The sequence below is a fragment of the uncultured Ruegeria sp. genome, from assembly GCF_947500045.1.
GTDB lineage: Bacteria > Pseudomonadota > Alphaproteobacteria > Rhodobacterales > Rhodobacteraceae > Ruegeria.
On record NZ_CANMQQ010000001.1, the window covers coordinates 642,223 to 666,852 of the forward strand.

The following is a 24,630-nucleotide window of genomic DNA, read 5'->3' on the forward strand; positions in this document are numbered from 1 at the left end:
GTGAGGCCGGTCCTGCATGGAGATATCAGCGCGGCGGCGCGGGCGTTGTTGGCCGTGCCGCTGCCTGATCGCGACCGGTTGAGCTGTGATATGATTGCCGAGGCTGAACTGGCGGATCAGCATGTTGCAAAAACCGGCCGTTTGCATCCCTTGTTTGGGAATGGCTCCCTTATGGCGGTCGCAAATAATCGCCCTCTGGCCGAAGAACCAAATTTCGGTGATCTGCAATATTGCCAGTGTTTCGAAATGGTTCTGCGCAAACTGATCCGATTTCACATCACCCAGAGGCGCAGCTGACACATTTCGATGCGGCAAGGTCTAATTCCAACCGTCCGTGCGCAATCTCTTCTCCGCAATCTTCGCAATAGCCGAATTCGTCCTCGTCCATCCGGGCCAGCGCGGTCTGAAGGCGATGTATCTCGGTATCACGCCGAACCTGTTGGGCTTTGGCCATTGCCTGATTTTGCAAGGCATCCATCCGGCTGAGCCGACCAACCGCCTGCTGGTCCAGCTCGACAACCGATTGCGCATCCTGACCGGCGGCTGATTGCGCGGCCAGATCGCCAAGGCGCTGAAGAATAAGCTGGCGGAAATGTTCCATTTCGGCTGAGTTCATTTTTTGTTGCAGTGCCTATCAAGGGTTTGCGTTTGGCGTTTTTGCCACTAGATGGCTATTCTAAGCGTAGCAAAGGATGAAACGCCATGTTTGAAACGCGCAGCCATGTGACCAAAGTCGATCCGGTCTGGGATCGTATCACCTCTGAAGCCCACGCGGCCGTTGAGCAAGAGCCGCTGATGGGTGGTCTGGTGCATGCTTGTATCCTGCATCACCGCAGCCTGGAGAGAGCGCTTTCCTATCGTATTTCAGCCAAGCTGTGCTCGAACGAGATGTCGATGATGGTGCTTCGCGAAATTGTGGACGAGGCATATGCTGCCGACAAGGCGCTGCTCGAAGCCGCGCGGGCCGATCTGATGGCCGTCTATGAGCGCGACCCGGCGTGTCACCGCCTGCTGCAGCCGATCCTGTATTTCAAAGGCTATCAGGCAATGCAGTCTTATCGTGTGGCCCATTGGTTGTGGAAAAAAGGGCGGCACGATCTGGCCTATTTCTTCCAGATGCGGTCGTCCGAGATATTCGGGATCGATATCCATCCTGCCGCGCGGATCGGCAAGGGGATCATGATCGACCATGCGCATTCCATCGTAATCGGCGAAACCGCTGTTGTGGGCGACAATGTCTCAATGCTGCACTCGGTAACGCTGGGCGGGACCGGTAAGGAAGAAGAACAGCGCCATCCCACCATTGGTGATGGCGTTCTGATCGGTGCCGGCGCCAAGGTTCTTGGCAATATCGAAGTAGGTCATTGTAGCCGCATTGCTGCGGGTTCGGTGGTACTGCAGGAGGTTCCGCCGTGCACGACCGTTGCCGGAATTCCCGCCAAGATCGTTGGCGAAGCCGGGTGTGATCAGCCGTCGATTTCGATGGATCATATGCTGGGCAAGGACCAGTAGTTTGAATTGAATAAGAAAAAAAAGGCCGCCTCGAGTTCCGAGGCGGCCTTTTTTGTTTTGGGTCGTAATGGCTTAGGCTAACATGACCACCGGGTTTTCCAGGTTATCCACGATGGCTTGCAGCAACTGGGCCCCCAGCGCGCCGTCGATGACACGGTGATCAACCGACATTGTGACAGACATAACGGTGGCGACCGTCAGCTCTCCGTCCTCGCCGACGACAGGTTTCTTGAGGCCGGTGCCAACCGCCAAAATGCCTGCATGCGGCGGGTTCACGATGGCGTCGAAGTTGTCGATGCCGAACATTCCCAGGTTTGAGACCGCGAAAGTGCCGCCCTGGTATTCATGCGGGGCTAGCTTGCGTTCGCGGGCGCGGCCCGCAAGGTCCTTCATCTCAGCCGACAGAGCAGAGAGCGACTTGGTGTCGGCGTCCTGCAGGACCGGCGTGAACAGACCGCCTTCGATCGCAACCGCAACGGCCACGTCCGAGGGTTTCAGTTGCAGAACACGGTCACCCGCCCACACGGCGTTGCATTCGGGAACCTGTTGCAGGGCGTTGGCGACGGCTTTGATGATGAAGTCATTGACGCTGAGCTTTACACCACGACCTTCAAGCTGCTTGTTCAACTGGCTGCGGAACTTCAGCAACGCGTCCAACTTGATATCACGACGCAGGTAGAAATGCGGGATGGTCTGTTTCGCCTCGCTCAGACGCGCGGCAATGGTCTTGCGCATGCCGTCCAGCTTGATTTCCTCGTATTCGCGACCCTCATACGTGCGGGCAACCATATCTGCTGACGGACCAGCCGGTGCGGCAGCAGGGGCAGCTGCGGCGGCGGGTGCTGGCGCGGCGGCTGCCGGAGCCGCCGTGGCGCTTTCCACATCCGCTTTGACAATCCTGCCATGGGGGCCGGAACCAGAGATCTGCGCCAGATCAAGACCCTTTTGCGCGGCAATCCGACGGGCGAGAGGGGATGCAAAGATCCGACCGCCATCGGCTTTGACCGCAGCCGCCGGAGCGGGGGCGGGCGCCTCGGGTGCCGCTGGCGCGGCAGCCTCGTTGCCCGCAGCAGCTGCGGGCGCAGCCGCTGGAGCAGCGGCAGGCGTGGCCGCGATGTCATCGGCGCTTTCGCCATCTTCCAGCAGAACGGCGATTGCGGTGTTGACCTTGACCCCCTCCGTGCCTTCGGGGATCAGGATTTTGCCGATGGTTCCTTCGTCAACGGCCTCGAACTCCATCGTGGCCTTGTCGGTTTCGATCTCGGCCAGCAGGTCGCCGGAAGAGACGGTGTCACCTTCCTTGACGAGCCATTTGGCAAGGGTGCCTTCCTCCATGGTCGGTGAAAGGGCGGGCATCAGAATTTCGGTGGGCATCTGTCTGTCGCTCCTTACCGGTAGGTCACTTGTTTGACGGCTGCGATCACTTCATCTGTGGTGATCAGCGCCAGCTTTTCGAGGTTCGCGGCGTAGGGCATAGGAACGTCCTTGCCGGTACAGTTGATGACCGGCGCGTCGAGGTAGTCGAACGCTTCCTGCATCACGACCGAACTGATGTAGCTGCCGACCGAGCCTTGCGGCCAACCTTCTTCCACAGTCACAAGACGATTGGTTTTCATCACCGAGTTAATGATCGCGCCAGTGTCCATCGGACGGATGGTGCGCAGGTCGATCACTTCTGCGCTGATGCCGTCATCGGCCAGCTTATCGGCAGCTTCGAGCGCGTATTGCATCCCGATGCCGAAGCTGACGATGGTCACGTCCGACCCTTCGCGCCAGATGCGCGCCTTGCCCAACGGGATGGTTAGGTCATCCACCTGCGGCATGTCGAATGATCGGCCATAGAGGATTTCATTTTCCAGAAAGATCACCGGATTGGGATCGCGGATCGCCGATTTCAGCAGACCCTTGGCATCGGCGGCGGAATAGGGTGCAACCACTTTGAGCCCTGGTACCTGCATGAACCAGGCCGTGTAATCCTGGCTGTGCTGTGCTGCGACGCGTGCAGCGGCACCGTTGGGGCCGCGGAACACGATGGGGCAGCCCATCTGGCCGCCGGACATGTAAAGTGTTTTGGCCGCCGAGTTGATGATCTGGTCCATCGCCTGCATGGCGAAGTTGAATGTCATGAACTCGACAATCGGTTTCAATCCAGCCATCGCAGACCCGACGGCAATGCCGGTGAAACCATGTTCTGTGATTGGAGTGTCAATCACACGCTTGGGACCAAACTCATCCAGCAGGCCTTGCGAGATTTTGTAGGCGCCTTGATATTCAGCGACCTCTTCGCCCATCAGGAAGACATCTTCGTCGCCGTGCATTTCTTCGGCCATCGCATCGCGCAGGGCTTCGCGGACAGTTTCCGATTTCAATTCGGCATCGGCAGGCCAGTCGGGCGAAAGGTCCACCACCGGGGCTGCAGGGGCTGCAGCAGCAGGAGCGGGGGCCTCAACCGCCGGGGCGGCCTCGGCCACCGCTGCGGCCGCTGGTGCAGCCGCGGGCAGGGCGGAGGCGTCTTCGCCTTCTTCGAGCAGGACCGCAATAGGGGTGTTGACCTTGACCCCCTCGGTGCCTTCTTCAATCAGGATTTTGCCAACGACGCCTTCATCGACGGCTTCGAACTCCATCGTGGCTTTGTCGGTTTCGATCTCGGCCATGATATCGCCGGATGATACAGTGTCGCCTTCCTTAACCAGCCATTTGGCCAGCGTGCCCTCTTCCATCGTGGGCGAAAGGGCGGGCATGAGAATTTCGGTTGCCATGTCTTATTCGTCCTCTCAGGCGTAAATATCGGTCCAGAGCTCATCCAGCGACGGCTCGGGGCTTTCTTTTGAGAATTCGGCGGCCTGATTGACGACCTCTTTGATCTCTTTGTCGATCGCTTTCAGGTCATCTTCGGTCGCGTGTTTGCCGGTCAGCAGCAGCTCGCGCACATGTTCGATCGGGTCGCTTTGTTCGCGAACCTTCTGAACCTCTTCACGGGTGCGGTACTTGGCCGGGTCGGACATCGAGTGTCCGCGATAGCGGTAGGTCTTGACCTCAAGGATGTAGGGACCTTTGCCCGCGCGGCAATGGGCGACCGCTTTTTCACCAGCGGCTTTCACCGCCAAGACGTCCATCCCGTTGACGATCTCGCCGGGGATGCCGAATGCCTCGCCGCGGTGATAGATGTCTTTGGTGGAGGTCGAACGCGCCTGGGAGGTGCCCATGGCGTATTGATTGTTCTCGATCACGAAGACAACGGGCAATTCCCAGATCGCCGCCATGTTGAACGTCTCGTAGACCTGACCCTGGTTTGCGGCGCCGTCACCGAAATAGGTGAACGTCACGCCTCCGTTCTCTTTGTACTTGTCGGCAAATGCCAAACCGGCCCCCAGAGGAACCTGAGCGCCAACGATGCCATGGCCGCCGTAGAAATGCTTCTCTTTCGAGAACATGTGCATTGAGCCGCCCTTGCCTTTGGACAGACCGCCCTCGCGTCCGGTCAGTTCGGCCATCACGCCGCCGGGCTCCATCCCGCAGGCCAACATGTGGCCGTGGTCGCGGTAAGAGGTAATCCGCTTGTCGCCTTCCTTGGCTGCGGCTTCAAGGCCCACAACGACGGCTTCCTGCCCGATGTAAAGGTGGCAGAACCCACCGATCAGACCCATGCCATAGAGTTGACCGGCCTTTTCTTCGAATCGGCGGATCAGTAGCATTTCGCGGTAATAGGCTTTAAGCTCTTCCGCAGAAACATTTGGTTTCTTTGTGGTTTTTCGCGCAGCCATTGTGGCGATCTCCCCCTCTCGGACAGATAGTTTAGCGTTAAACTATCTCATAAAGCATTTCACGCGCTCTGGCGAGTGCAAATGTGACGCGGGGGCAGGGTGCAATCGGTTCGGGTGTGGGAAGTCTTCGAAGATGATATTAAGCGGGAGATTTTTCGGCGAAAAATCTTGTCCCTAGCGGCAATCAGCGAATGACAATCTCATCCGCGCGGATCATGCCGAGGACCGAGCGCGCTTGCTGGTCCAGCAGATCTAGATCCAGATAGGTATCCGACAGACGACGGGTCAGGTTCTCCATCTGTGCGATCCGATCACTGAGCTGAGTCATATCCCGTGCCAGGGCGTCACGTTCGGCCGTGATTTCCACTCGGCGGAATAGGCCGTAATCCCCCTGCACTGCAGCAAAGGTGAAATAGACCCCCAGCATGAAGGCAACCGAGAAGAACATGAAGGCCCCAAGACCGGGCCGATGGGAACGGGTCACTGTGTCAACCGCCGTATAACAAACTGCCTCAGAAACGCACCCTTTGCGGATGTCTGAACGCACTATGTCACAGGTGATTCGGCTTGTGAATCCCCTCATGTGTAAAAAAGCTGGCGACTGAAATTCAGGCGCTTACTGGTCCAGTGCAGCCACGCCCGGCAAGGTCTTTCCCTCCATCCATTCCAGGAAGGCTCCGCCTGCGGTAGAGATGTAGGAGAAATCCGTTGCTGCACCGGATGCGTTCAGTGCGGCCACGGTGTCGCCCCCTCCCGCGACTGAGGTCAGCTTGCCCTCGCGGGTCAAGGTCGCGGCTTTTAGGGCAGCAGCGTTGGTGGCAGTATCGAACGGGGTCAACTCGAACGCGCCCAGAGGGCCGTTCCAGATCAGGGTCTGGCTTTTCTCCAGCACTTCGGACACGGCTACGACGCTGTCAGGACCGGCGTCCAGGATCATGGCGTCCGCTGGGCATTGATCTGCAGGCAGGACCTGATTTGGCGCGTTGGCCTCAAATGCTTCGGCCACCACGATGTCACGTGGCAAAACAATTGTGCAGCCTGTGGTTTTGGCCTTGCTCATTATCTCGATGGCGGTGTCGGTCATGGCGTGTTCCGCCAGCGATTTACCGACATCCAGCCCCTGCGCCACAAGGAAGGTATTTGCCATGCCGCCACCGATCACCAGATAATCAACCTTTTCGATCAGGTTGCTCAGCAGGTCCAGCTTGGTCGACACTTTGGCACCCCCAACGACCGCAGTAACAGGCCGCTTGGGCGCACCCAATGCAGCCTCAAGCGCGCTGAGTTCCTGTTGCATCAGACGACCGGCACAGGCGGGCAGCAAACGGGCAAGCGCCTCGGTCGAGCTGTGGGCGCGGTGCGCGGCTGAGAACGCATCATTGCAATAGACATCACCCAGTTTTGCCATGCCTTCGGCAAGGGCCAGGTCGTTCTTGGTTTCTTCGGCATGGAACCGGGTGTTTTCCAACAGCAATACTTCGCCGTCACCTAGCGAGGCGGCAGCAGCTTCGGCCTCTGGTCCAACGCAATCATCGGCGAAACGGACCGGCGTGTCGAATGCAGCCTCAAGCGCGGGCACGAGTTGTTTCAGCGACATCTCGGCAACACGCTCACCCTTGGGGCGGCCGAAATGGGCCAGCAGGATCGGTTTGCCACCTGCGTCCAGAATGTATCGTACGGTGGGCACGATGCGCTGAATGCGGGTGTCGTCTGTCACGACACCATCCGCAACGGGTACGTTGATATCCACACGCACCAGAACCCGTTTGCCGTTCAGATCCATATCGTCCAGAGATTTCCAGCCCATCGTGTCTATCCTTGCCCATTGCATCCAGTTTCAGGCGGTTCTTTTCCTGCATTTTGCCTTCAGGTCAATGCGTCACTTGGCATTCGCGCGCCCGCGTCATAGGTATTTGCGCAAGTTTCAAAGACAGGAGGGCCAGATGGCCGAGATCAAAGACCCCGAAAACACGATCATCATCGAGCTGAAAGACGGCAATGTCGTCATCGAACTTCTGCCCGATGTGGCCCCTCAGCACTCGGCCCGCATGAAAGAGCTGGCGCGCGGTGGTGAGTATGACAACGTCGCCTTCCACCGTGTGATCGACGGGTTCATGGCGCAGACCGGCGATGTGCAGCATGGCGACATGGAAGACGGGTTCAACATTCGTATGGCGGGCACGGGGGGGTCGTCACTGCCGAACGTTCCGGCAGAATTTTCAAAACTGCCTCATGATCGTGGCACATTGGGTGCTGCGCGCTCGGCCAGTCCGGATTCGGCCAACTCGCAGTTTTTCATCAACTTCGGTGACAACCATTTCCTGAACGGCCAGTACACCGTGTATGGGCGCGTTATCGACGGGATGGAGCATGTGGATGCCATTGTTCGCGGTGAGCCGCCAGCAAGCCCGGACCGCATGATCAGCGTTAAGGTGGCTGCCGATGCATAAGCTGGCTGCTGTTTTTGCCCTGCTGGCCAGCCCGGCGCTGGCCACTGGTCTGGAAATTGAGATTGAAGGCGAGGGGGCCAATGGCACCGTCACCGTTGATCTATTTGAAGACATCGCACCCAAGCATGTTGAGCAGATCACCGCGCTGGCGGCTGCCGGGCAGTATGATGGTGTGGTGTTCCATCGCGTGATCGATGGGTTCATGGCACAGACCGGCGATGTTGAGTTCGGCCGCCTGGGCTCGGACATGCGTCGCGTGGGCACCGGTGGATCGGATCGCCCCGATCTGCCTGCCGAATTCTCGGACTACAACTATGACCGGGGCGTTGTTGGCATGGCGCGGGCACAGGACCCCGACAGCGCGAACTCGCAGTTTTTCATCATGTTCGAGCCCGGTCCGTTCTTGAACGGCCAGTACACAGTCGTTGGTCAGGTGACCGACGGGATGGATGTGGTTGATGCGATCAAGCGCGGTGATGGCCCCAATGGCGCAGTGGTCGGACAGCCTGATGCGATGAAAAAGGTCACTGTGACCGAATAAACGAAAGCCCCGGCGCGCAGTTGCGAGCCGGGGCTTTCTAAGGCGGTTGGATCAGTCGTCTGACGACATGGCCCGCCAGATCAGCGCACCAATCGCGCCGCCGATCAGGGGTGCCACCCAGAACAACCAAAGCTGCGCCAGCGCCGGACCATCAGCAAACAGAGCTACACCGGTCGAGCGGGCAGGGTTCACGGATGTGTTCGTCACCGGGATCGAGATCAGGTGGATCAACGTAAGCCCCAGCCCGATGGCAATCGGGGCAAACCCGGCAGGCGCTCCGTTAGATGTGGCTCCAAGAATGATCACGATGAAGAACGCCGTCATGACGATTTCGATCACAAGGGCCGACATCATCGAATACCCTTCGGGAGAGGCCTCACCATATCCGTTCGAGGCAAATCCTCCGACACCTTCGAAGCCGGGCGCCCCGCTGACAATCAGATACAGAACGGCTGCGGCTGCGATGGCGCCTGTTACCTGAGCGATCCAATAGGGGATCAGATCTTTGGCGTCGAACCGCCCGCCGATCATCAGTCCAAGGCTGACCGCCGGGTTGAAATGCCCGCCCGAGATATGCCCGACCGCGTAGGCCATGGTCAGAACAGTCAGGCCGAAAGCGAAAGATACGCCCAACCATCCGATGCCCACATCGGCAACACCTGCGGCTAGAACCGCACTGCCACAGCCGCCGAGTACAAGCCAGAAGGTGCCAAAGAATTCGGCCATGAGTTTTGATGACATGAAAAGTCCTCCGAAAAACAATGGCTTTCAGTGTAATTCAAAAATCGCTTTTTGTGAAACTGGTGGCTCAGGGGAATTTTACCGAGAGCGCATCAATAAGCTGTATATGTGTAGCGGGTTTTGACGAGTGGTTGGCAGATCGGGATGGTTGGCTCCGGGCCCAGGCTGACGAATGCTGCAGGTCGGAATGGTCGCTATTCAATCTCTGGGGCAAGCCGTTTGGCCAGGATGCCGATCAGAATCACGGCAATAACAAGAAACACGGCGCCGAACATCCAAGCCGTCGGTGTGGAGTAGACCTCAGCGATAGCGCCCGCCAAAATCAGGCCCAAAGCTGCCCCTAGTTGCTGTATCAGCGACTTCAGAGACAGCATTGTGGATCGCTGGCGGTCTTCTACGCATCTGTGCAGAATACTGCTGGCTGGCGTCTCAGAGACACCAAGGACAATAGAATACAGGATGAAAACCGTCACGAAGCCGATGATACTGCCTTGTAAAGCCAATGCGATCTGAACGCCCGCCATGCAGACAAAAGCCGCCGCAAGTGTAAACGCGTGCCGCCGTTTGAAAATCCGACTGATACGCGGAGACAGCGACGCGCCGAATGCGATTGAGAAGAAATAGGCAGCGGTTAGAACGCCAATGACCGTGTTTGCATAGTCTTCATCCAACATTGGCTTCGCACGGGTCGGCCAGAGCACCTCGACTGGATTGGTCGCCATCAGGAAAAACGCCAGAGCCGCCAAAAGCGCCGATAATGCGGGATGTCTCAGTGCTAGAAGACCTGCGTCTTTGATCACAAGTGGTACAGATGCAAAGCCCTGTTTCAGAGCTTGGGGGTTCAGTGGGCGCGGTTTTTCCACAATGAAAAATTGGGTGTAGAACAACACTCCAAACATTACTGCCAAGCTTGCCACGTAAGAAACATCATAGACACTGAAACCCAGCCTCTCTGCCGCTGAACCTAAGAGATCGGGCAGAAGCCCTCCCAAAACAGCCCCCACAGCCAAGCCCATGGCGTTGGCCCATTGTGCTTTTGCAAGAGCAGGTTGAACGTCCACATTCGGCGCGGCGGCTTTGAAGGTTTCAATGAACCATGCGTCGAGCGTGCCCGACCGGAGTGCACGTCCAAAACCGATGAAGACAAAGGAGAGCGCAAGAACATAGAAATCGCTTGTCGATAGAAAGAGCGCGAGAGAGATCACGCTGGCGACGACCGCTGCCAGAAAGACCGGCTTGCGTCCAATGTTGTCGGCCAATCCGCCAAACGGGAGTTCCATCGCCATGGTCGTAATCGAGTAGATCCCGAAAAGTAGCGAAATCTGGAAGAGGTCCATACCTCGATCGGTCAACGCCAGTGCAACAACGGCAACCGTCAAACCCATCGCAAAACGATCGAGAAACTGATGGACCTGAAATACCCGGATATGCCGTCTCGCCGGAACGGGCAGCGCATCGATGGAGAACTCTAATTCCGTTGCCATGGTCGCACCTTCGGCTCTGCAGACAACTTGCGCAATACCTCGGCGACGCTGAGAACTCTCCTGAACGCACTAAAGCGGTCGCTCGAACAAGCGCGGCGAAAGCTCGGTTTGTCCGCAAATCAGACAATCCAACATTCTGACATGCCAACGAAAAACGCCGCAAGTGAACCTGCGGCGCTCATATACTCTGATACCAGATCAGGAAGTTACTGTTTTACTTCCGCCGCCGGGTTGGCACCGGATTTGCCGCTGCGACCGGGGTTCAGCGGGTCGTCCTGACGCTGCACGGAACCCTCAAAATGTGCGCCGCTTTCGATGGCGATGGTCTTGTGGATGATGTCGCCTTCGACACGCGCGGTCGAGGTCAGGCGTACCTTCAGGCCACGGACGCGACCAACGATACGGCCGTTGACGACGACGTCATCGGCGGTGACCTCACCTTTGATGGTGGCCGTCTCGCCGATGGTCAGCAGATGGGCGCGGATGTCGCCCTCAATCGTGCCCTCGACTTGAATGTCGCCCGAGGTCTTGATGTTGCCGGTGATGTGCAGATCAGAGGACAGAACCGATGCGGGCGGCTTGGGTTTAGGCGGGGTGCTTGCCTTGGTTTCAGCCGGTGCAGGCGATACCGGAGTTGCCGGCGCGGCGGGTTTTGCTGCCTCGGTTTCTTTCGATCCGGGCTCGTTGATTTTGCTCTTAGAAAACATTTCTCGCAGCCTTGATGTAAGTCATTGGGTTTACAGGTTTTCCGTTCACGCGAACCTCATAGTGCAGATGCGTGCCGGTCGACCGTCCGGTGCTACCCATATCAGCAATATGATCTCCGCGCGAGACCCTTTGGCCAACCTTTACGCGTATCTTGGTGTTATGAGCGTAAAGTGTCTCAATACCGAAGGCGTGCTTGATCTTGACCAGCCGTCCAAAGCCCGATTGCCAGCCTGCGTGCGTGACCACACCGTCGGCGGTGGCAAAGATATCCGTACCGGTTGCACCGGCGAAATCCGCACCATTATGCATCCGGCGTCCACCGGTTTTAGGGTCACGTCGTGTACCATAGCCGCTGGTAAAACGGACTGCGGCACGCACAGGGCTGGCGAAGGGGGCCTTTTCGGCAGCAATGCGATAGAGGTTCAGCTGGTCCATCTGTTCCAGCAAGGTGTTTGCGCGGATCTGGTCGGGGGTCAGTTCCTCACCGCGTGTGCTGAAGGATAAAGGGGTCAGCGGACCGCCCATACCGCTATATCCGCGCCGGACCTCGTCGAGGATACGATCTGTGGGCATGCCCGCATTGCGGAACATCTTATCCAGTGGTTCGACCGAGATCACCATCGCCTCTTCCAGCTGTCGGAAAATCTCGTCGCTGCGTTCCTGCATCAGCCGAATCTCAAGTTCCAGCTCGTCACGCTGGTCCAGCGCGCCACGCGCATCGGCAGCGATCTGGTCACGTTGCGCTGCGGTGCGGGTCAGCGCGTCAGCCATAAATGCCATCTGCGCGGGATTGGCCGATGCCATCACATAGGCCGCATCGCCATCCGTGCTTTGCAGCAATTCTGCCAGTTCGGTCCGGGCGTCTTCGCGCTGTTTCATCGTCGCACGCAAGGTGGTCTGGATGACCTCGATGCCTGTTTCCAGTTCGCGACGGCTGTTTTCCGATTCCAGCAACTCGGACTGCATGACCGAGATCTGTTCCAACGCGGCGTTAAAGCGGTCATGCGCTGCCAAAGCTTCGGCTGCGCGCGCATCGCGTTCTTGCGACAGGATGTTCAGGCGTTCCTGATAGGTGGCCTGATCGCGTTTGGCCTGTTCCCGGAAATTGCCCGAACCGATGCTATCCATCAACAGGATCGACGTAGCGATGGCGGTCCAGGCAACCATCACGGCAACACCGGTGACAGCGATGATCTGCGTTTCCGAACTCAGCCGGATGAACCGCGTATCTTTGTCAGATTTCAGAAATACACGGCGCTCTGGAAAGTGCCGCTCAAGCAGTGAGTGTAGTTTGATTGCCAGACGTGTCCGCACGCGTCCTACCTCAGTTGTCCCCATATACCGGAGCCGGTCGTGAGTGAGTAGCCGCTCCTTGAGGCGATTGCATAATGCGGTCGGGGCAATCGAGCAAGTTTGTTAACCAATCAACGGCTATGAACGGAGTTTTACCGCGTGTGATCGGCGAGAACTTGCCGATAGCGGGCATTTGCCGTCAGTCTGACACAACCCCGGGTGGTGGCAGGTCTTCGGTCAGGGGCCAGTAGAAATCGGGTGGCAGCCCGGCTTCGGCCCGTTTCTCTTCATTGAAGGGTGGTTTGAGTACGCCGTGGAAATAGCGGCGCACCAAATCATGAAACACATCCTTGGGATCTGCATTCTCACGCCCGCACAGGAAGTGAAACCATTTTGATCCATAGGCAACATGGCCAACCTCTTCGGCATAGATCACTTCCAGCGCGGCAATGGCATCATCGGCTTTGGCCTTGCGGAAGATATCGATCATGCCGGGCGTCACGTCCAGCCCGCGGGCCTCAAGGACCATCGGAACCACAGCGAGGCGACCCATCAGGTCCTGGGCGGTGTCTTCTGCCGCGCGCCACATCCCCGCATGGGCGGGCAGCGCGCCATAATGGCTACCCATCTGATCCAGACAATCGCAGATCATCTCGAAATGGCGCGATTCTTCCTCGGCACATTTCACCCAGTCGTCGTAGAAACCGATCGGCATGGGGACATGGCCAAACCGGGCGATGATGTCCCAATGCAGGTCCACCGCGTTCAACTCTATATGCGCCACCGCGTGCAACAGGGCGATACGGCCCGCCTCGGACCCTGGCCTGCGGCGAGGCACATCGCGCGGTGACAGCAGTTCGGGCTTTTTGGGACGCGCAGGATATAGCGGTGGTTCAGCGGTGCCGATCTCGATCGTTGGCGCTTCTCCCTTTCGGGCGGCAAACCAATCGGCGGCATAGCGTTTGGACAGGGCAGTTTTCTCGCGCCCTTCCGCAGTGGTCAAAACTTCGGTCGCCATTTCGGTTAGTGTCTTGGCCACGTCTAACCCCACTTTCGCTGCATTTACGCGCGGGTCATACCCTTGATGCCCGCGCGGGTCGAGAGGGTCAGAGCGCGCGCACTGCCTCTAGCACTTCATCGACATGACCGGGGACTTTCACCTTGCGCCAGACACGGGCGATTTTGCCATCTGTGTCGATCAGAAAGGTCGAACGCTCAATACCCATTGATTTACGCCCGTACATGTTCTTTTCGACCCAAACGCCAAATTCCTCGCACACGGTCTGGCCATCATCTGACAGTAGCGGTGTGGTCAGTCCGTGCTTGGCAACGAACTTGTCGTGCTTGGCGACGGTATCGCGTGAGATGCCGAAGACGTGAGCGCCAGCATCCGCAAATGCCTGCAGTTGCTCTGAGAATCCGATGGATTCCTTGGTGCAGCCCGGCGTATCATCGCGGGGATAGAAAAACAGGACGACAGCGTGGCCGCGTTGTTCCGAAAGGGACACCTCGCCGCCGCCGTCGCGGGGCAGAGTAAAGTCGGGTGCGATGTCTGAGATTTCGGGCATATTCCTACTCCGATTGAGAAGATTGAAGGTTGCCGCTTATCATAGGGCGCCAATAGCAGGTTGAAAGGCGTGGGACGCAAATTGGTCCAGCAACAACAGCAGGATGACGAAGAGACGGGTAAGAAGCCCCGCCGACGATCGCGCCGCCGGACAGCTGGGTTGTGGGCCATGCGCGGTGTCTTTGTGCTGGTCTTTCTGGCGCTGCTAACCGGATTCATGGTGATTGGTCAGCGGATGCACGCGCCAGCATGGTTGCGTGACCGCGTTGAGACGCGCCTTGACGAAGCTTTAGGCGGCGTGAAAGTGCGGTTCGGCGACGTCAGTTTTATCGTGCACGAAGGCTGGCGCCCACGAATGCGCCTGACGGATGTCCGCATCAGTGACGCCGCGGGTCAGCAGATTGCCGAAGTGTCGGACCTGCGCGCCAGCCTGTCGATGCGGCCACTGCTGCGTGGTCATGTGCGGCCAAAACGCATTATCCTGCAAGGGGCGCAAATAGCGCTGACCAGGGGCCTGGACGGGGTTTTGACACTGACCGTTGGTGCCGACAGTGCGCCGGTTGGCCAAGCTCCGAACTTTGCGCAGCTTATCGAAAGATCGGATGAGGTATTTCAATCACCGGCTTTGTCGGCGCTGAGTTCTGTCGAACTGGATGCAATCACTCTGGACTATCAGGACTTGCGCTTGGGCCGTTCGTGGGTTTTGGACGGCGGTCGCATTCAGGCCACTCGCAGCGCGGGTGAGGTTCGCCTGGCCACTAATTTCTCGGTTCTGGCCGGGCGGGATTTCGTCAGCACAATCGAGGCCAACTATACCAGTTCGCTGGGCAGCCTTGCCGCTCGGTTTGGTGTGTCGATCACTGATCTACCGGCGGAAGATATTGCCGGTCACAGCCCGGTACTGGCATGGATGCAGGTGCTGCGAACGCCCATCTCTGGTGCGTTGCGCGGAAGCATTGACGCCGACGGAGCGCTGGGGCCGGTCTTCGCCACGCTAAACCTTGGCGCAGGTGCGGTACAGCCGACGCCCGAGACAACGCCCATCAAGTTTGATTCAGCGCGCACCTATTTCACCTACGACCCAATACAGCAGGCGCTGGATTTCAACGAGGTCTCAATCAGTTCCGCCTGGGGCAGGGTGCAGGCCGATGGCAAGGCTTTCCTTCAGGGGATCAAAGCTGGCGCGTTGGACAGCATGTCTGGACAGTTTCGCCTGAGCGGGATCGAGGTCAATCCGGCCAATCTGTTCCCAGAAGCGCTGAACCTGACGCGGGCTGATGTGGACTTCCAGATGAAACTGGCACCGTTTCGGATGCAATTGGGGCAGATGACGGTCGAAGATGGCGCGTATCGCGCACGTCTGAGCGGGTCTCTGGCCGGGTTGTCCGAAGGCTGGGTCGCCGAAATTGATGCGCAGATTGATCAGATGAAATCTGATCAACTGTTGAACTACTGGCCCGAACGGCTAGCCCCGAAACCGCGCCTTTGGGTGACCGAGAACCTTTACCATGGTGAAATGTCAGATCTGGATTTCGCCCTGCGCCTGCGACCCGGCGAAAAGCCCGACATCTATGTGGATTTCGAGTTTGAAGACACCAAGGTCCGGTTTGCAAAGACCCTGCCGCCCATTGAAAATGCGCAGGGGCAGGCCAGCCTGCTGAACGGGCGATTTACGGTCTCGGCGCAAAAGGGGATCGTGATCGCGGATGAAGGCGGGGCAGTCGATGCTTCGGGTACCTCGTTTATCATTCCGGACACCCGCATCAAGAAATCCACGCCGGGTATTGCCCGGGTGCAGGCGAAGGGCAGCGTGACCGCTGCATTGTCTCTTCTGGACCGACCACCCCTGCAATTGCTGACCAAGGCCAATCTTCCGGTCGAACTCGCAGACGGTCAGGTTAGCCTGGGCGGTACTTTGTCATTGCCCTTGATCAAGGGGCTAAAACTTGAAGACACGCAGTTTCACTTTTCAGGCAAGCTGTCCAATTTGGACAGCGACAAACTGGTGCCGGGGTTCGAAGTCAGTGCAGACCAGTTGGACCTGAGCGGAGATCAGACGCAGGTCGCCATTGAAGGTGAAGGGCTGTTTGGGGTCGTCCCGGTTCAGGCCTCGTGGCGCCAGCCGATCGGGGGCGACACGCCGCAACGTAGTGAGCTAACTGGCCAGATCGAACTTTCTCCACGACTGATGGAACAGATAAATGCCGGACTGCCCAACGGCATGTTGACCGGGCAGGGGCTGGCAGATTTTACGCTAGGCATCGGTGCGGGTGAGCCGCCGCGCCTGAACGCGCAATCAGACCTGGTAGGGGTTGCGCTGGCTATCCCGGAACTCGGGTGGCGCAAAGGTGGTAATGGCAGCGGTACCCTGACGGCTGAGGCGACGCTGGGTGCGCAGCTTAGCGTCGATGCGCTGCGGATTGATACGGCTGGTTTGCGTACCACGGCCTCCATTTCCTTCCGCGATGGTGCGTTTGATCGTGTGCGGTTCAGTTCATTCGAACTGGGAAATTGGCTGGCTGTTCCTGCCGAACTGATCGGGCGCGGTTCGGCTTTACCGGATATTCGGGTGCTGGGCGGCGTCCTTGATCTTGGCAAATCTACGCTGGGCGAGGGCGGTGGCGACAGTGGTGGGGGGGGTGGACCAGGGCCGAAACTCGACGTTGCGTTGGACCGGTTACAGGTTACCGAGACTGTGGCGCTGACAGGGCTGACCGGGTCATTCCAAACCACAGGCGGATTGACGGGCCCCTTCGCCGCACAGGTGAATGGTGGCGCGCGCATAAACGGTCAGGTGACGCCGCGCGATGGTCGCACCGCAGTTGGACTGACTTCGGACGATGCGGGGGCTGTTCTGCGTTCAGCCGGAGTGTTGACACAAGCGCGAGGCGGTTCCATGCAGTTGCAACTCGATCCCATTGCCGAGCCCGGAAATTACGATGTCGACCTGAAGATCAAGAATACGCGGATTACGGACGCACCAGCCATGGCGGCGTTGCTGAACGCGATCAGTCTGGTTGGGTTGCTGGATGAAATGGCGGGGCAGGGTATTTTCTTTTCAGCCATCGACAGCAAAATGCGCATTACTCCGACCGAGGTGAAGGTGCTGAGCGGCAGCGCGGTTGGCCCCTCGATGGGCCTGTCGTTTGATGGCACCGTTGATACAGTCGCCGGGATGTTAAATCTGCGCGGCGCGATCTCACCGATCTATCTTTTGAATGCGATTGGCAGTGTGATAACCAAGAAAGGCGAAGGGATTTTTTCCTTCAACTACACACTGACCGGGCCGTTGGTGGACCCGCGGGTATCGGTCAATCCGCTGTCGGGCCTCGCCCCCCTGTTTCTGCGCAACCTGCTGCGTGAACCGGCGCCAACCGTTTCAGATGGCCCCAATGCCACGCCTGACCGCTCGGGCCAACCGCATCCGGCCGTGCAATCGCGGGGTGAAGATCGCTGATCTGGGCTGTAGCCGAATCTGTCGGGCCGATGTATGGCGCGGCCATGAAACTTAGCGATTTTGATTTCCACCTGCCCGAACACTTGATTGCCACGCGGCCTGCCAATCCACGCTCGTCGGCGCGGCTGTTGGTTGCGCAAGGAAATACCATTCGGGATCAGCATGTGTTCGATCTGCCGGGCATACTGCAGCCAGGTGATCGTCTGGTGTTGAACGACACCCGCGTAATCCCTGCGCGCCTGAGTGGCCGCCGCCATCGCGACAGTGCGCAGGGCCCTGTTTCCGCTGCGATAGAAGCAACGCTGCTTGACCCGCAATCCGATGGTTGCTGGGCTGCGCTGATCAAGCCCCTGAAAAAGGTCAAACCCGGAGAGGAGATCGTGTTTTCGGATGATCTGAGCGCGACCTTGGATCGTGTCGCCGACGGTCAGGCCTATTTGCGTTTCAATCTGACTGGGGAAGATTTCGACCGCGCACTGGAACAGGCAGGCGCAATGCCATTGCCACCCTATATTGCGGCAAAACGCGCTGCGGATGAGCAGGATAAGACCGATTACCAAACCGTTTGGGCGCGGAATTCCGGTGCTGTTGCGGCGCCTACGGCGTCGCTGCATTTCGACGATGCATTGTTGAACGCGCTGGCGGAACGCGGCGTCGAATTCACTCATGTAACCCTGCATGTAGGTGCTGGCACGTTTCTTCCGGTCAAAGTCGAAGACGTAACCACACATAAGATGCACGCCGAATGGGGGCGCGTCAGCGCGCAGGCCGCAGCTGAGATCGCGGCGACCCGGGCAAGGGGTGGGCGGATCATCCCGGTAGGAACGACAGCGCTGCGCCTGATCGAAAGCGCGGCGCGTGGGGGACGGATCGAACCGTGGGAAGGTGAGACCGACATATTCATCTATCCCGGTTTCGAATTTCACGTCACCGATGCGCTGATGACCAACTTTCATTTGCCGAAGTCCACTTTGCTGATGCTGGTTTCGGCACTGATGGGGCAGGATCAGGTCAATACAATTTATGATCATGCCATCGCGGGTGAATATCGCTTTTTCTCATATGGCGATGCGTCTTTGTTGATCCCTTAGTCGCATCTGTTTCATCCGCGCCCCGACAATGTCGTAGACAGGCGCGACGCGGGAAGGAATTGATCGCAAAGCGAACAAAACACGTCGGCAACTTGGATAGGCATTATGCTTCAGGTTCTTTCCAGCGCTTGGGCGCTTCTTCTGGGAATGGGATTGCTGATGGTCGGCAACGGCCTTCAAGGCACGTTGCTGGGCGTGCGCGGCGAGATCGAGGGCTTCTCGACCCTCGAGATGTCCTTTGTCATGTCGGCTTATTTTTTGGGTTTTCTCGGCGGCTCGCGTTTGGCACCCGAGATGATCCGGCGCGTGGGCCACGTGCGCGTGTTCGCGGCTTTGGCTTCGTTTATCTCGGCCGTTATGATCATGTATCCGATGCTGACCGACCCAATCGCGTGGTCGCTGGGCCGCGTGATTATCGGTTTCTGCTTCTCGGGCGTGTATGTGACAGCCGAAAGCTGGCTGAACAACGCGGCCAACAACGAGAACCGAGGGCAGGCGCTGTCGCTCTACATGATAGTGCAGATGGCGGGTGTCGTGAGCGCGCAGGCCCTTTTGCTGGTCGGTGACCCTGCCGGGTATGAGACGTTTGTTATCGCATCGATCCTGGTCTCGATTTCGTTCGGACCCATTTTGCTGTCGATCTCTCCCACACCCGCATTCGACACCACCAAGCCGATGACCCTGCGCAAATTGTTGGAGACATCACCGTTGGGCTGTGTTGGCATGTTTTTGTTAGGCGGAATATTCTCGGCGCAATTCGGTATGAGCGCCGTCTATGGCGCCCAGGTTGGGCTGAGCCTGGTTGAAATTTCTACCTTTGTTGCCGCGTTTTATATCGGCGCAGTCGTGCTGCAATATCCGCTCGGCTGGATGTCCGATAGAATGGATCGCCGCCTGCTGATTATGTCGGTTGCCGCTGTTGGCGGCGTTGGGGCCGTGATTGGCATTGTGCTGGGTGTCACGTTTCCCATGCTGTTGGTGTCGGCTTTTATTATTGGCGGTATGACGAGCCCGCTTTATTCGCTGCTGATCGCATATACAAATGACTATCTGGAGTATGACGATATGTCGGCGGCGTCAGGGGGGCTGGTTTTCATCAATGGTCTTGGCGCGATCGCAGGACCGATTATCACTGGATGGCTGATGGGGTCCGGGGTTATCGGTCCATGGGGCTTTTTCCTGTTCATTGCCGTACTGATGTTCATCATGGCCCTGTATGCCGCGTATCGGATGACCCAGCGCGTTTACGCACCTGTGGATGAGACCGGGACAATTGCGCCGCTCTATCCGACATCTTCGCTGGTCGCGCTTGAAGTCGCGCAAGAAGTCGCGATTGAGGCCGCGCAGGATGAGCAGGATGCGCAAGAACTCACCTAAGCGACGCAATTGTGACTTTTGTGTTGCAATATGTTACTGTCACAAATCTGTAAAAGAGATTTTAATGACGTTACGTCCTGGGGAGGGCAATTACGGAGTCTAGGGCAATGGCAGGTCCTGAAGAAGTATTGAGTTTTTGGTTAGATGAGGTTGGCCCCGAGGGGTGGTACCTACAGGATGAAGCGCTGGATGCGCGAATCCGGGATAAATTCCTTACAATGTGGAAGGATGCAGGCGAGGGGAAGTTCTCGCTTTGGCTGACCTATCCCAGCGGATCGCTGGCCTATATTATCCTTATGGATCAGTTACCTCGTAACATGTTCCGGGGCAGCAAACAGGCATTCGCATCGGACAGGGCAGCGCTGGCAGCAGCCAAATGTGCAGTCGACAAGGGCTGGGATTTAAAGATCGATGAACCAGCGCGGCAGTTCTTTTATCTGCCGATGATGCATTCGGAAAATTTGTGCGATCAGGAACGCTGTGTGCGCCTGATGCTTGAAAGGATGCCCGAAAGCGGTGACAGCAATCTGCTGCATGCGCGCGCCCATCGTGAGGTGATCCGAAAGTTCGGTCGTTTCCCATATCGCAACGATGCGCTGGATCGACCGACTACTGAACACGAAGCTGCATATGTCAGCGGTGGCGGTTACGGCTCGACAGTTCGCGAAATGCAAGCTTCGGTCTAGGCGGGCGGCTCGCATCCTCTTATAAGCAGAAGCCGGTTAGTTATGCTGTCTACGGATGTCGTGATGGCATAATCTATCAGTTCTTCCGGATTTTTGGCCAGGCCCGCCAGTCGATCTTGGGTGTCTTTCAGGCTGTTCTCCAGATTGCTCAGCCGTTGCAGTGTGGCGTTCAACTGTTGGCGGGTGTTTGTGTCAGGCAGAGTGTTCTGACTTGCAAGAGTAGCCAGCTCGCTGCGCAACGCGGTCAGTTCACCACGAATGCCTTGCGCCTGCTCGCGCAGCGGCGCCACAACTTGCAGATTCTCAGCAAATCCGGATCGTATTTGATCCACGGATTGCGCAAGCTTCCATCCCAGAAAGAGGCACAACGCCAGCAATATCAACGTCGCGTTCAACAGGGCGAGTAGTAGGTCTTTAAGGGTTTTGGCCATGAATACGCCTTTCGAAAGTCGGGAATGTCAAATTCGGATAGTCCTTAAGCCTCTGTTCTAGCCTTTGCATTGGCATGGGTATAGGCTGAAATCAGCTTGAAAGACTTGACCTGACCCCGCGTCACATATGTCGCGGGTTGTGATGTTGATGCGTTGTAGAAAATAGTTTAACGGTAAACTAGTTTTTTGAACCGATCTGTGCCGAGAGGGAAACATGGCTGCACAATCTTATGATCTGATCGTAATCGGGGCTGGCCCCGGTGGCTATGTGGCCGCTATTCGCGCGGCACAGTTGGGCCTGAAGACCGCTGTTGTAGAGCGCGAACATTTAGGCGGCATCTGCCTGAACTGGGGGTGTATCCCGACAAAGGCGCTTTTGCGATCGTCGGAAGTGTTCCATCTGATGGAACGCGCCAAGGACTTTGGCCTGAAGGCCGACAAGGTCGGCTACGATCTGGACGCAGTGGTAAAACGCTCGCGCGGGGTTGCGGCGCAGCTTTCCGGCGGCATCGGTCATCTGCTCAAAAAGAACAAAGTGGCCGTTGTGATGGGAGATGCGACAATCCCCGCCAAGGGCAAGGTCAGCGTCAAAACGGGCAAAGGTACCGAAGAGTTGACCGCGAAGAACATTGTTCTGGCCACTGGTGCCCGTGCGCGTGAATTGCCCGGGCTTGAGGCCGACGGTGATCTGGTCTGGACCTATAAGCACGCGCTGCAACCACCTCGGATGCCTAAGAAATTACTTGTCATCGGCTCTGGTGCGATCGGAATTGAATTCGCCAGTTTCTACAACACGCTGGGCGCGGATACGACGGTTGTCGAAGTGATGGACCGTGTGCTGCCGGTCGAAGACGCCGAGATCAGCGCCTTTGCCAAGAAGGCCTTCACCAAGCAGGGCATGAAGATCATGGAAAAGGCGATGGTCAAACAGCTGGACCGCGCCAAGGGTAAGGTCACTGCGCATATCGAAGTGAAGGGCAAGGTTGAGAAACACGATTTCGACACGGTGATTTCCGCCGTTGGGATCGTGGGCAATGTCGAAAACCTCGGGCTCGAAGCGTTGGGTGCCAAGATTGACCGCACCCATGTTGTGACGGATGAGTTCTGCCGCACTGGTGTCGAAGGTCTCTATGCCATCGGTGATATCGCTGGCGCGCCATGGTTGGCCCACAAGGCCAGCCACGAAGGTGTAATGGTTGCCGAACTTATCGCGGGCAAACACGCGCACCCGGTCAAACCCGAAAGCATCGCGGGCTGTACTTATTGTCAGCCTCAGGTTGCCTCGGTTGGGTACAGCGAAGCCAAGGCCAAAGAGCTGGGCTATGAAATCAAAGTCGGTCGCTTCCCGTTTATCGGCAACGGCAAAGCCATCGCTTTGGGTGAACCAGAGGGCCTGATCAAAACGGTGTTTGATGCAAAAACCGGTGAACTGCTTGGGGCACATATGATTGGTGCCGAAGTGACCGAGTTGATTCAGGGTTATGTGGTTGGCCGCCAGCTGGAGACCACGGAAGAAGACTTGATGAACACTGTCTTCCCGCACCCAACGCTGTCAGAAATGATGCATGAAAGTGTGCTGGATGCCTATGGGCGCGTGATTCACATGTAAGGGAAGGGGGCTCTGCCCCCGCCGCGGCAAGCCGCGACTCCCCCGAGGTGTTTAGCGCCAGATGAAGCAGGGGATCCGTTCTTCATCTGGCTGAAAATACCTCGGAGCGCGAGGCAGAGCCTCGCATGAAACGCTGTCTATTTCTTGGTGAGTGCCTCCAGAATGCGCGCCCAGGATCGGATGCCTTTGTGGAAGCTTTTGACGTCGTATTTCTCATTCGGCGAATGGATGGCATCGTCGTCGTTGGCGTAACCAACCAGCATCGAATCCAGCCCCAGCACAGTATTGAAATACCCTACGACGGGGATTGAGCCGCCCATACCGGTGAAAACGGCCTCACGATCCCATTCGTCTGACAGCGCGCCACGGGCAGCCTCGAATTCGGGGCGGTCGAGGTTCATAACTGACGCGGGCGAACCTTCGAGGTCGTTGTCCCACACGATTTTGGCATCGGGCGACAAGCGGTCTTCGACATGCTTGCGGATTCGATCACGCAGTACATCTGGATCCATGTCGCCGACAAGACGGCAGGTGATCTTGCAATGCGCCTCGGACGGGATCACGGTTTTGGAGCCAGCACCGTTATATCCGCCCCAGAGGCCATTCACCTCAAGCGTTGGACGCGCCCATTGTTGTTCCAGTGTGGAGTACTTCTTTTCGCCATGAGCCTTGGAATAGCCGACCGAATTCAGATATTCAGCTTCGTCGAAGCCGCAGTTCTGCCATTGGCGCAACTGCTCTGCAGGGACCTCATGTACGCCATCGTAAAAGCCTTCGACTGCAACACGTCCAGTTTCTTCGTCATAGAAAGAGGCAACGATACGTGACAATTCCCGCAGCGGGTTCAGGCCCGGTCCGCCATAGTGGCCCGAATGCAGGTCGATGCGCGGGCCGACAATGGTGAATTCATCTTTGAGCATTCCGCGCAGTTGTGACGCGATCGACGGGACCCCACGCGAAACCATCGAGGTGTCACAGACCAGGGCCAGATCAGCCTGAAGCTCGGCTGTGTTCGCTTCCAGGAACGGCACCAGCGATGGCGATCCGGATTCTTCCTCACCTTCGAAGAAAAATGTGATGCGGCAGGGCAGGGTGCCGTGCACCGCTTTCCATGCGCGGCAGGCTTCGACGAAGGTCATCAACTGACCCTTATCATCGGATGATCCGCGCCCACGGATCACCTGACCATGCGCCGTGTCTTCCAGCGCTGGATCGAAGGGGTCACGGTTCCACAGGTTCAGCGGATCGACCGGTTGCACATCATAGTGGCCATAGAACAGCACATGTGGACCATCGCCGCCTTCACCGACATGGCCAACAACCATGGGATGGCCAGGGGTTTCGCGCTTTTCTGCCTTGATACCGATGCTTTGCAGATCGGCGACCAGCCAGTCGGCGGCCTTGTCCACATGTTCTTTGAACGCCGGATCTGTCGATATCGATGGGATTCGCAGAAACTCCATCAGGCGATCAATAGAAGTGTTCAGATCTGAATCGATTTGGCTGAGTACAGCGTCTAGCGACATGGGTCTCTCCTGCAAGGTCTGGAATTTGCGCAGAGCCTAGCAGCGCAGGCGGGGCCGTCCAGCCCGTATTGCGAACGGAGCATGTGAAATTGCCTGCGTCGTTTCCTCGCGTCCCGTTGCCGTAACTTTACTTGTCGTGTCGCGTCTTACCCGGTATTTGATGCAAATCAAAGTTGGGTTCACCGGTTGGGCTGTAGGCAGTCTCAACAGAGGAACGCGTCGCCAACATCGCACTTGTTTGTGATGTGGCGGAAAAAGTCGCCCGGGGCTATTATGGCTGGGCATCCAAGGAGGGTCCGTTGGACTATACTGCTCAGCTCGAAACAGCGATTGCCAGGCTGCATGACGAAGGTCGTTACCGGACGTTTATAGATATTGAACGTCGCAACGGGC

Annotated in this window: 23 protein-coding genes; 9 read left to right on the top strand and 14 right to left on the bottom strand. The window is 57.6% G+C overall.

Going from position 1 to position 24,630, the window contains the following annotated elements:
- On the top strand, window positions 1-297 hold the full coding sequence (locus tag Q1B46_RS03315) for a hypothetical protein (protein ID WP_299944666.1): 297 nt from the start codon (window positions 1-3) through the stop codon (window positions 295-297).
- Here the strand turns inward: Q1B46_RS03315 and Q1B46_RS03320 are convergent.
- On the bottom strand, window positions 278-616 hold the full coding sequence (locus Q1B46_RS03320; protein WP_299944668.1) for a TraR/DksA C4-type zinc finger protein: 339 nt from the start codon (window positions 614-616) through the stop codon (window positions 278-280). The genes Q1B46_RS03315 and Q1B46_RS03320 overlap by 20 nt on opposite strands.
- Before the next feature lie 86 nt (window positions 617-702).
- Between Q1B46_RS03320 and cysE the strand changes: the two genes are divergently transcribed.
- Complete coding sequence (gene cysE / locus Q1B46_RS03325) at window positions 703-1,512, top strand: serine O-acetyltransferase (RefSeq protein ID WP_299659963.1); 810 nt, start codon at window positions 703-705, stop codon at window positions 1,510-1,512.
- Window positions 1,513-1,584: 72 nt separating this feature from the next.
- Here the strand turns inward: cysE and Q1B46_RS03330 are convergent, their stop codons facing one another.
- The 5 genes from Q1B46_RS03330 to Q1B46_RS03350 all read right to left on the bottom strand — a co-directional run bounded on the left by Q1B46_RS03330 (window position 1,585) and on the right by Q1B46_RS03350 (window position 7,083).
- Window positions 1,585-2,886 carry a pyruvate dehydrogenase complex dihydrolipoamide acetyltransferase gene (locus Q1B46_RS03330; RefSeq protein ID WP_299944670.1) on the bottom strand — a complete coding sequence of 434 codons (1,302 nt, stop codon included), beginning with the start codon at window positions 2,884-2,886 and terminating at the stop codon, window positions 1,585-1,587.
- Between the two features lie 14 nt (window positions 2,887-2,900).
- On the bottom strand, window positions 2,901-4,271 hold the full coding sequence (locus Q1B46_RS03335) for a pyruvate dehydrogenase complex E1 component subunit beta (protein WP_299944672.1): 1,371 nt from the start codon (window positions 4,269-4,271) through the stop codon (window positions 2,901-2,903).
- A gap of 15 nt (window positions 4,272-4,286) precedes the next feature.
- Window positions 4,287-5,276, bottom strand: a complete 990-nt coding sequence (gene pdhA / locus Q1B46_RS03340; protein WP_299944674.1) for a pyruvate dehydrogenase (acetyl-transferring) E1 component subunit alpha — start codon at window positions 5,274-5,276, stop codon at window positions 4,287-4,289.
- A 184-nt stretch (window positions 5,277-5,460) separates the two neighbouring features.
- On the bottom strand, window positions 5,461-5,760 hold the full coding sequence (locus Q1B46_RS03345) for a septum formation initiator family protein (RefSeq protein ID WP_299944676.1): 300 nt from the start codon (window positions 5,758-5,760) through the stop codon (window positions 5,461-5,463).
- Between the two features lie 132 nt (window positions 5,761-5,892).
- On the bottom strand, window positions 5,893-7,083 hold the full coding sequence (locus Q1B46_RS03350) for a phosphoglycerate kinase (RefSeq protein ID WP_299944678.1): 1,191 nt from the start codon (window positions 7,081-7,083) through the stop codon (window positions 5,893-5,895).
- A gap of 136 nt (window positions 7,084-7,219) precedes the next feature.
- On the opposite strand from Q1B46_RS03350, the gene Q1B46_RS03355 reads away from it, so the two are divergent.
- Window positions 7,220-7,726 carry a peptidylprolyl isomerase gene (locus Q1B46_RS03355; RefSeq protein WP_299944680.1) on the top strand — a complete coding sequence of 169 codons (507 nt, stop codon included), beginning with the start codon at window positions 7,220-7,222 and terminating at the stop codon, window positions 7,724-7,726.
- Window positions 7,719-8,267: a peptidylprolyl isomerase gene (locus Q1B46_RS03360; RefSeq protein ID WP_299944682.1), complete on the top strand. Its 549-nt coding sequence runs from the start codon at window positions 7,719-7,721 to the stop codon at window positions 8,265-8,267. The genes Q1B46_RS03355 and Q1B46_RS03360 overlap by 8 nt, the downstream gene beginning before the upstream one ends.
- Window positions 8,268-8,318: 51 nt before the next feature.
- On the opposite strand, the gene aqpZ is transcribed toward Q1B46_RS03360, so the two are convergent.
- The 6 genes from aqpZ to Q1B46_RS03390 all read right to left on the bottom strand — a co-directional run bounded on the left by aqpZ (window position 8,319) and on the right by Q1B46_RS03390 (window position 14,061).
- Window positions 8,319-9,008 carry an aquaporin Z gene (gene aqpZ / locus Q1B46_RS03365; RefSeq protein ID WP_299659986.1) on the bottom strand — a complete coding sequence of 230 codons (690 nt, stop codon included), beginning with the start codon at window positions 9,006-9,008 and terminating at the stop codon, window positions 8,319-8,321.
- Window positions 9,009-9,202: 194 nt separating this feature from the next.
- Window positions 9,203-10,492 carry an MFS transporter gene (locus Q1B46_RS03370; protein WP_299944684.1) on the bottom strand — a complete coding sequence of 430 codons (1,290 nt, stop codon included), beginning with the start codon at window positions 10,490-10,492 and terminating at the stop codon, window positions 9,203-9,205.
- A 206-nt stretch (window positions 10,493-10,698) separates the two neighbouring features.
- Window positions 10,699-11,199: a polymer-forming cytoskeletal protein gene (locus tag Q1B46_RS03375; protein ID WP_299669916.1), complete on the bottom strand. Its 501-nt coding sequence runs from the start codon at window positions 11,197-11,199 to the stop codon at window positions 10,699-10,701.
- Window positions 11,189-12,514, bottom strand: a complete 1,326-nt coding sequence (locus Q1B46_RS03380; RefSeq protein WP_299944686.1) for a M23 family metallopeptidase — start codon at window positions 12,512-12,514, stop codon at window positions 11,189-11,191. Before Q1B46_RS03380 ends, Q1B46_RS03375 begins: the two co-directional genes overlap by 11 nt.
- A 178-nt stretch (window positions 12,515-12,692) precedes the next feature.
- A complete protein-coding gene (locus Q1B46_RS03385) occupies window positions 12,693-13,511 on the bottom strand; it encodes a ferritin-like domain-containing protein (protein WP_299944730.1) in 819 nt (272 codons plus the stop codon).
- Between the two features lie 88 nt (window positions 13,512-13,599).
- A complete protein-coding gene (locus tag Q1B46_RS03390; RefSeq protein ID WP_299944688.1) occupies window positions 13,600-14,061 on the bottom strand; it encodes a peroxiredoxin in 462 nt (153 codons plus the stop codon).
- Window positions 14,062-14,130: 69 nt separating this feature from the next.
- On the opposite strand from Q1B46_RS03390, the gene Q1B46_RS03395 reads away from it, so the two are divergent.
- The 4 genes from Q1B46_RS03395 (at window position 14,131) to Q1B46_RS03410 (ending at window position 20,671) form a co-directional block, all read left to right on the top strand.
- The gene (locus tag Q1B46_RS03395; RefSeq protein ID WP_299944690.1) at window positions 14,131-17,517 is read left to right on the top strand and encodes a DUF3971 domain-containing protein; all 3,387 of its coding nucleotides are present in this window, start codon (window positions 14,131-14,133) and stop codon (window positions 17,515-17,517) included.
- A gap of 44 nt (window positions 17,518-17,561) precedes the next feature.
- Window positions 17,562-18,608, top strand: a complete 1,047-nt coding sequence (gene queA, locus Q1B46_RS03400; protein ID WP_299944692.1) for a tRNA preQ1(34) S-adenosylmethionine ribosyltransferase-isomerase QueA — start codon at window positions 17,562-17,564, stop codon at window positions 18,606-18,608.
- 105 nt (window positions 18,609-18,713) lie between these two features.
- Window positions 18,714-19,985: an MFS transporter gene (locus tag Q1B46_RS03405; protein WP_299944694.1), complete on the top strand. Its 1,272-nt coding sequence runs from the start codon at window positions 18,714-18,716 to the stop codon at window positions 19,983-19,985.
- Window positions 19,986-20,092: 107 nt separating this feature from the next.
- Complete coding sequence (locus Q1B46_RS03410; RefSeq protein WP_299944695.1) at window positions 20,093-20,671, top strand: DUF924 family protein; 579 nt, start codon at window positions 20,093-20,095, stop codon at window positions 20,669-20,671.
- Here Q1B46_RS03410 and Q1B46_RS03415 read toward each other — a convergent pair.
- Window positions 20,668-21,102 (bottom strand): hypothetical protein, encoded by a 435-nt coding sequence (locus tag Q1B46_RS03415; RefSeq protein WP_299944697.1) that lies wholly within the window; start codon window positions 21,100-21,102, stop codon window positions 20,668-20,670. The two genes, Q1B46_RS03410 and Q1B46_RS03415, sit on opposite strands and share 4 nt — an antisense overlap.
- Window positions 21,103-21,316: 214 nt before the next feature.
- On the opposite strand from Q1B46_RS03415, the gene lpdA reads away from it, so the two are divergent.
- Complete coding sequence (lpdA, locus tag Q1B46_RS03420; RefSeq protein ID WP_299944699.1) at window positions 21,317-22,711, top strand: dihydrolipoyl dehydrogenase; 1,395 nt, start codon at window positions 21,317-21,319, stop codon at window positions 22,709-22,711.
- Between the two features lie 137 nt (window positions 22,712-22,848).
- Here the strand turns inward: lpdA and Q1B46_RS03425 are convergent, their stop codons facing one another.
- Complete coding sequence (locus Q1B46_RS03425; protein ID WP_299944701.1) at window positions 22,849-24,237, bottom strand: M20/M25/M40 family metallo-hydrolase; 1,389 nt, start codon at window positions 24,235-24,237, stop codon at window positions 22,849-22,851.
- Window positions 24,238-24,630 lie beyond the last annotated feature (393 nt).

What these genes read in the sequence shown, in the direction of transcription:
- lpdA (WP_299944699.1), top strand. Translation starts at nt 21,317, where the DNA reads ATGGCTGCACAATCTTATGATCTGATCGTAATCGGGGCTGGCCCCGGT.
- Q1B46_RS03360 (WP_299944682.1), top strand. Translation starts at nt 7,719, where the DNA reads ATGCATAAGCTGGCTGCTGTTTTTGCCCTGCTGGCCAGCCCGGCGCTG.
- Q1B46_RS03385 (WP_299944730.1), bottom strand. Translation starts at nt 13,511, where the DNA reads ATGGCGACCGAAGTTTTGACCACTGCGGAAGGGCGCGAGAAAACTGCC.
- queA (WP_299944692.1), top strand. Translation starts at nt 17,562, where the DNA reads ATGAAACTTAGCGATTTTGATTTCCACCTGCCCGAACACTTGATTGCC.
- aqpZ (WP_299659986.1), bottom strand. Translation starts at nt 9,008, where the DNA reads ATGTCATCAAAACTCATGGCCGAATTCTTTGGCACCTTCTGGCTTGTA.
- Q1B46_RS03410 (WP_299944695.1), top strand. Translation starts at nt 20,093, where the DNA reads ATGGCAGGTCCTGAAGAAGTATTGAGTTTTTGGTTAGATGAGGTTGGC.
- pdhA (WP_299944674.1), bottom strand. Translation starts at nt 5,276, where the DNA reads ATGGCTGCGCGAAAAACCACAAAGAAACCAAATGTTTCTGCGGAAGAG.
- Q1B46_RS03320 (WP_299944668.1), bottom strand. Translation starts at nt 616, where the DNA reads ATGAACTCAGCCGAAATGGAACATTTCCGCCAGCTTATTCTTCAGCGC.
- Q1B46_RS03425 (WP_299944701.1), bottom strand. Translation starts at nt 24,237, where the DNA reads ATGTCGCTAGACGCTGTACTCAGCCAAATCGATTCAGATCTGAACACT.
- Q1B46_RS03405 (WP_299944694.1), top strand. Translation starts at nt 18,714, where the DNA reads ATGCTTCAGGTTCTTTCCAGCGCTTGGGCGCTTCTTCTGGGAATGGGA.
- Q1B46_RS03330 (WP_299944670.1), bottom strand. Translation starts at nt 2,886, where the DNA reads ATGCCCACCGAAATTCTGATGCCCGCCCTTTCACCGACCATGGAGGAA.
- Q1B46_RS03335 (WP_299944672.1), bottom strand. Translation starts at nt 4,271, where the DNA reads ATGGCAACCGAAATTCTCATGCCCGCCCTTTCGCCCACGATGGAAGAG.
- Q1B46_RS03390 (WP_299944688.1), bottom strand. Translation starts at nt 14,061, where the DNA reads ATGCCCGAAATCTCAGACATCGCACCCGACTTTACTCTGCCCCGCGAC.
- Q1B46_RS03370 (WP_299944684.1), bottom strand. Translation starts at nt 10,492, where the DNA reads ATGGCAACGGAATTAGAGTTCTCCATCGATGCGCTGCCCGTTCCGGCG.
- Q1B46_RS03375 (WP_299669916.1), bottom strand. Translation starts at nt 11,199, where the DNA reads ATGTTTTCTAAGAGCAAAATCAACGAGCCCGGATCGAAAGAAACCGAG.
- Q1B46_RS03415 (WP_299944697.1), bottom strand. Translation starts at nt 21,102, where the DNA reads ATGGCCAAAACCCTTAAAGACCTACTACTCGCCCTGTTGAACGCGACG.
- Q1B46_RS03350 (WP_299944678.1), bottom strand. Translation starts at nt 7,083, where the DNA reads ATGGGCTGGAAATCTCTGGACGATATGGATCTGAACGGCAAACGGGTT.
- cysE (WP_299659963.1), top strand. Translation starts at nt 703, where the DNA reads ATGTTTGAAACGCGCAGCCATGTGACCAAAGTCGATCCGGTCTGGGAT.
- Q1B46_RS03355 (WP_299944680.1), top strand. Translation starts at nt 7,220, where the DNA reads ATGGCCGAGATCAAAGACCCCGAAAACACGATCATCATCGAGCTGAAA.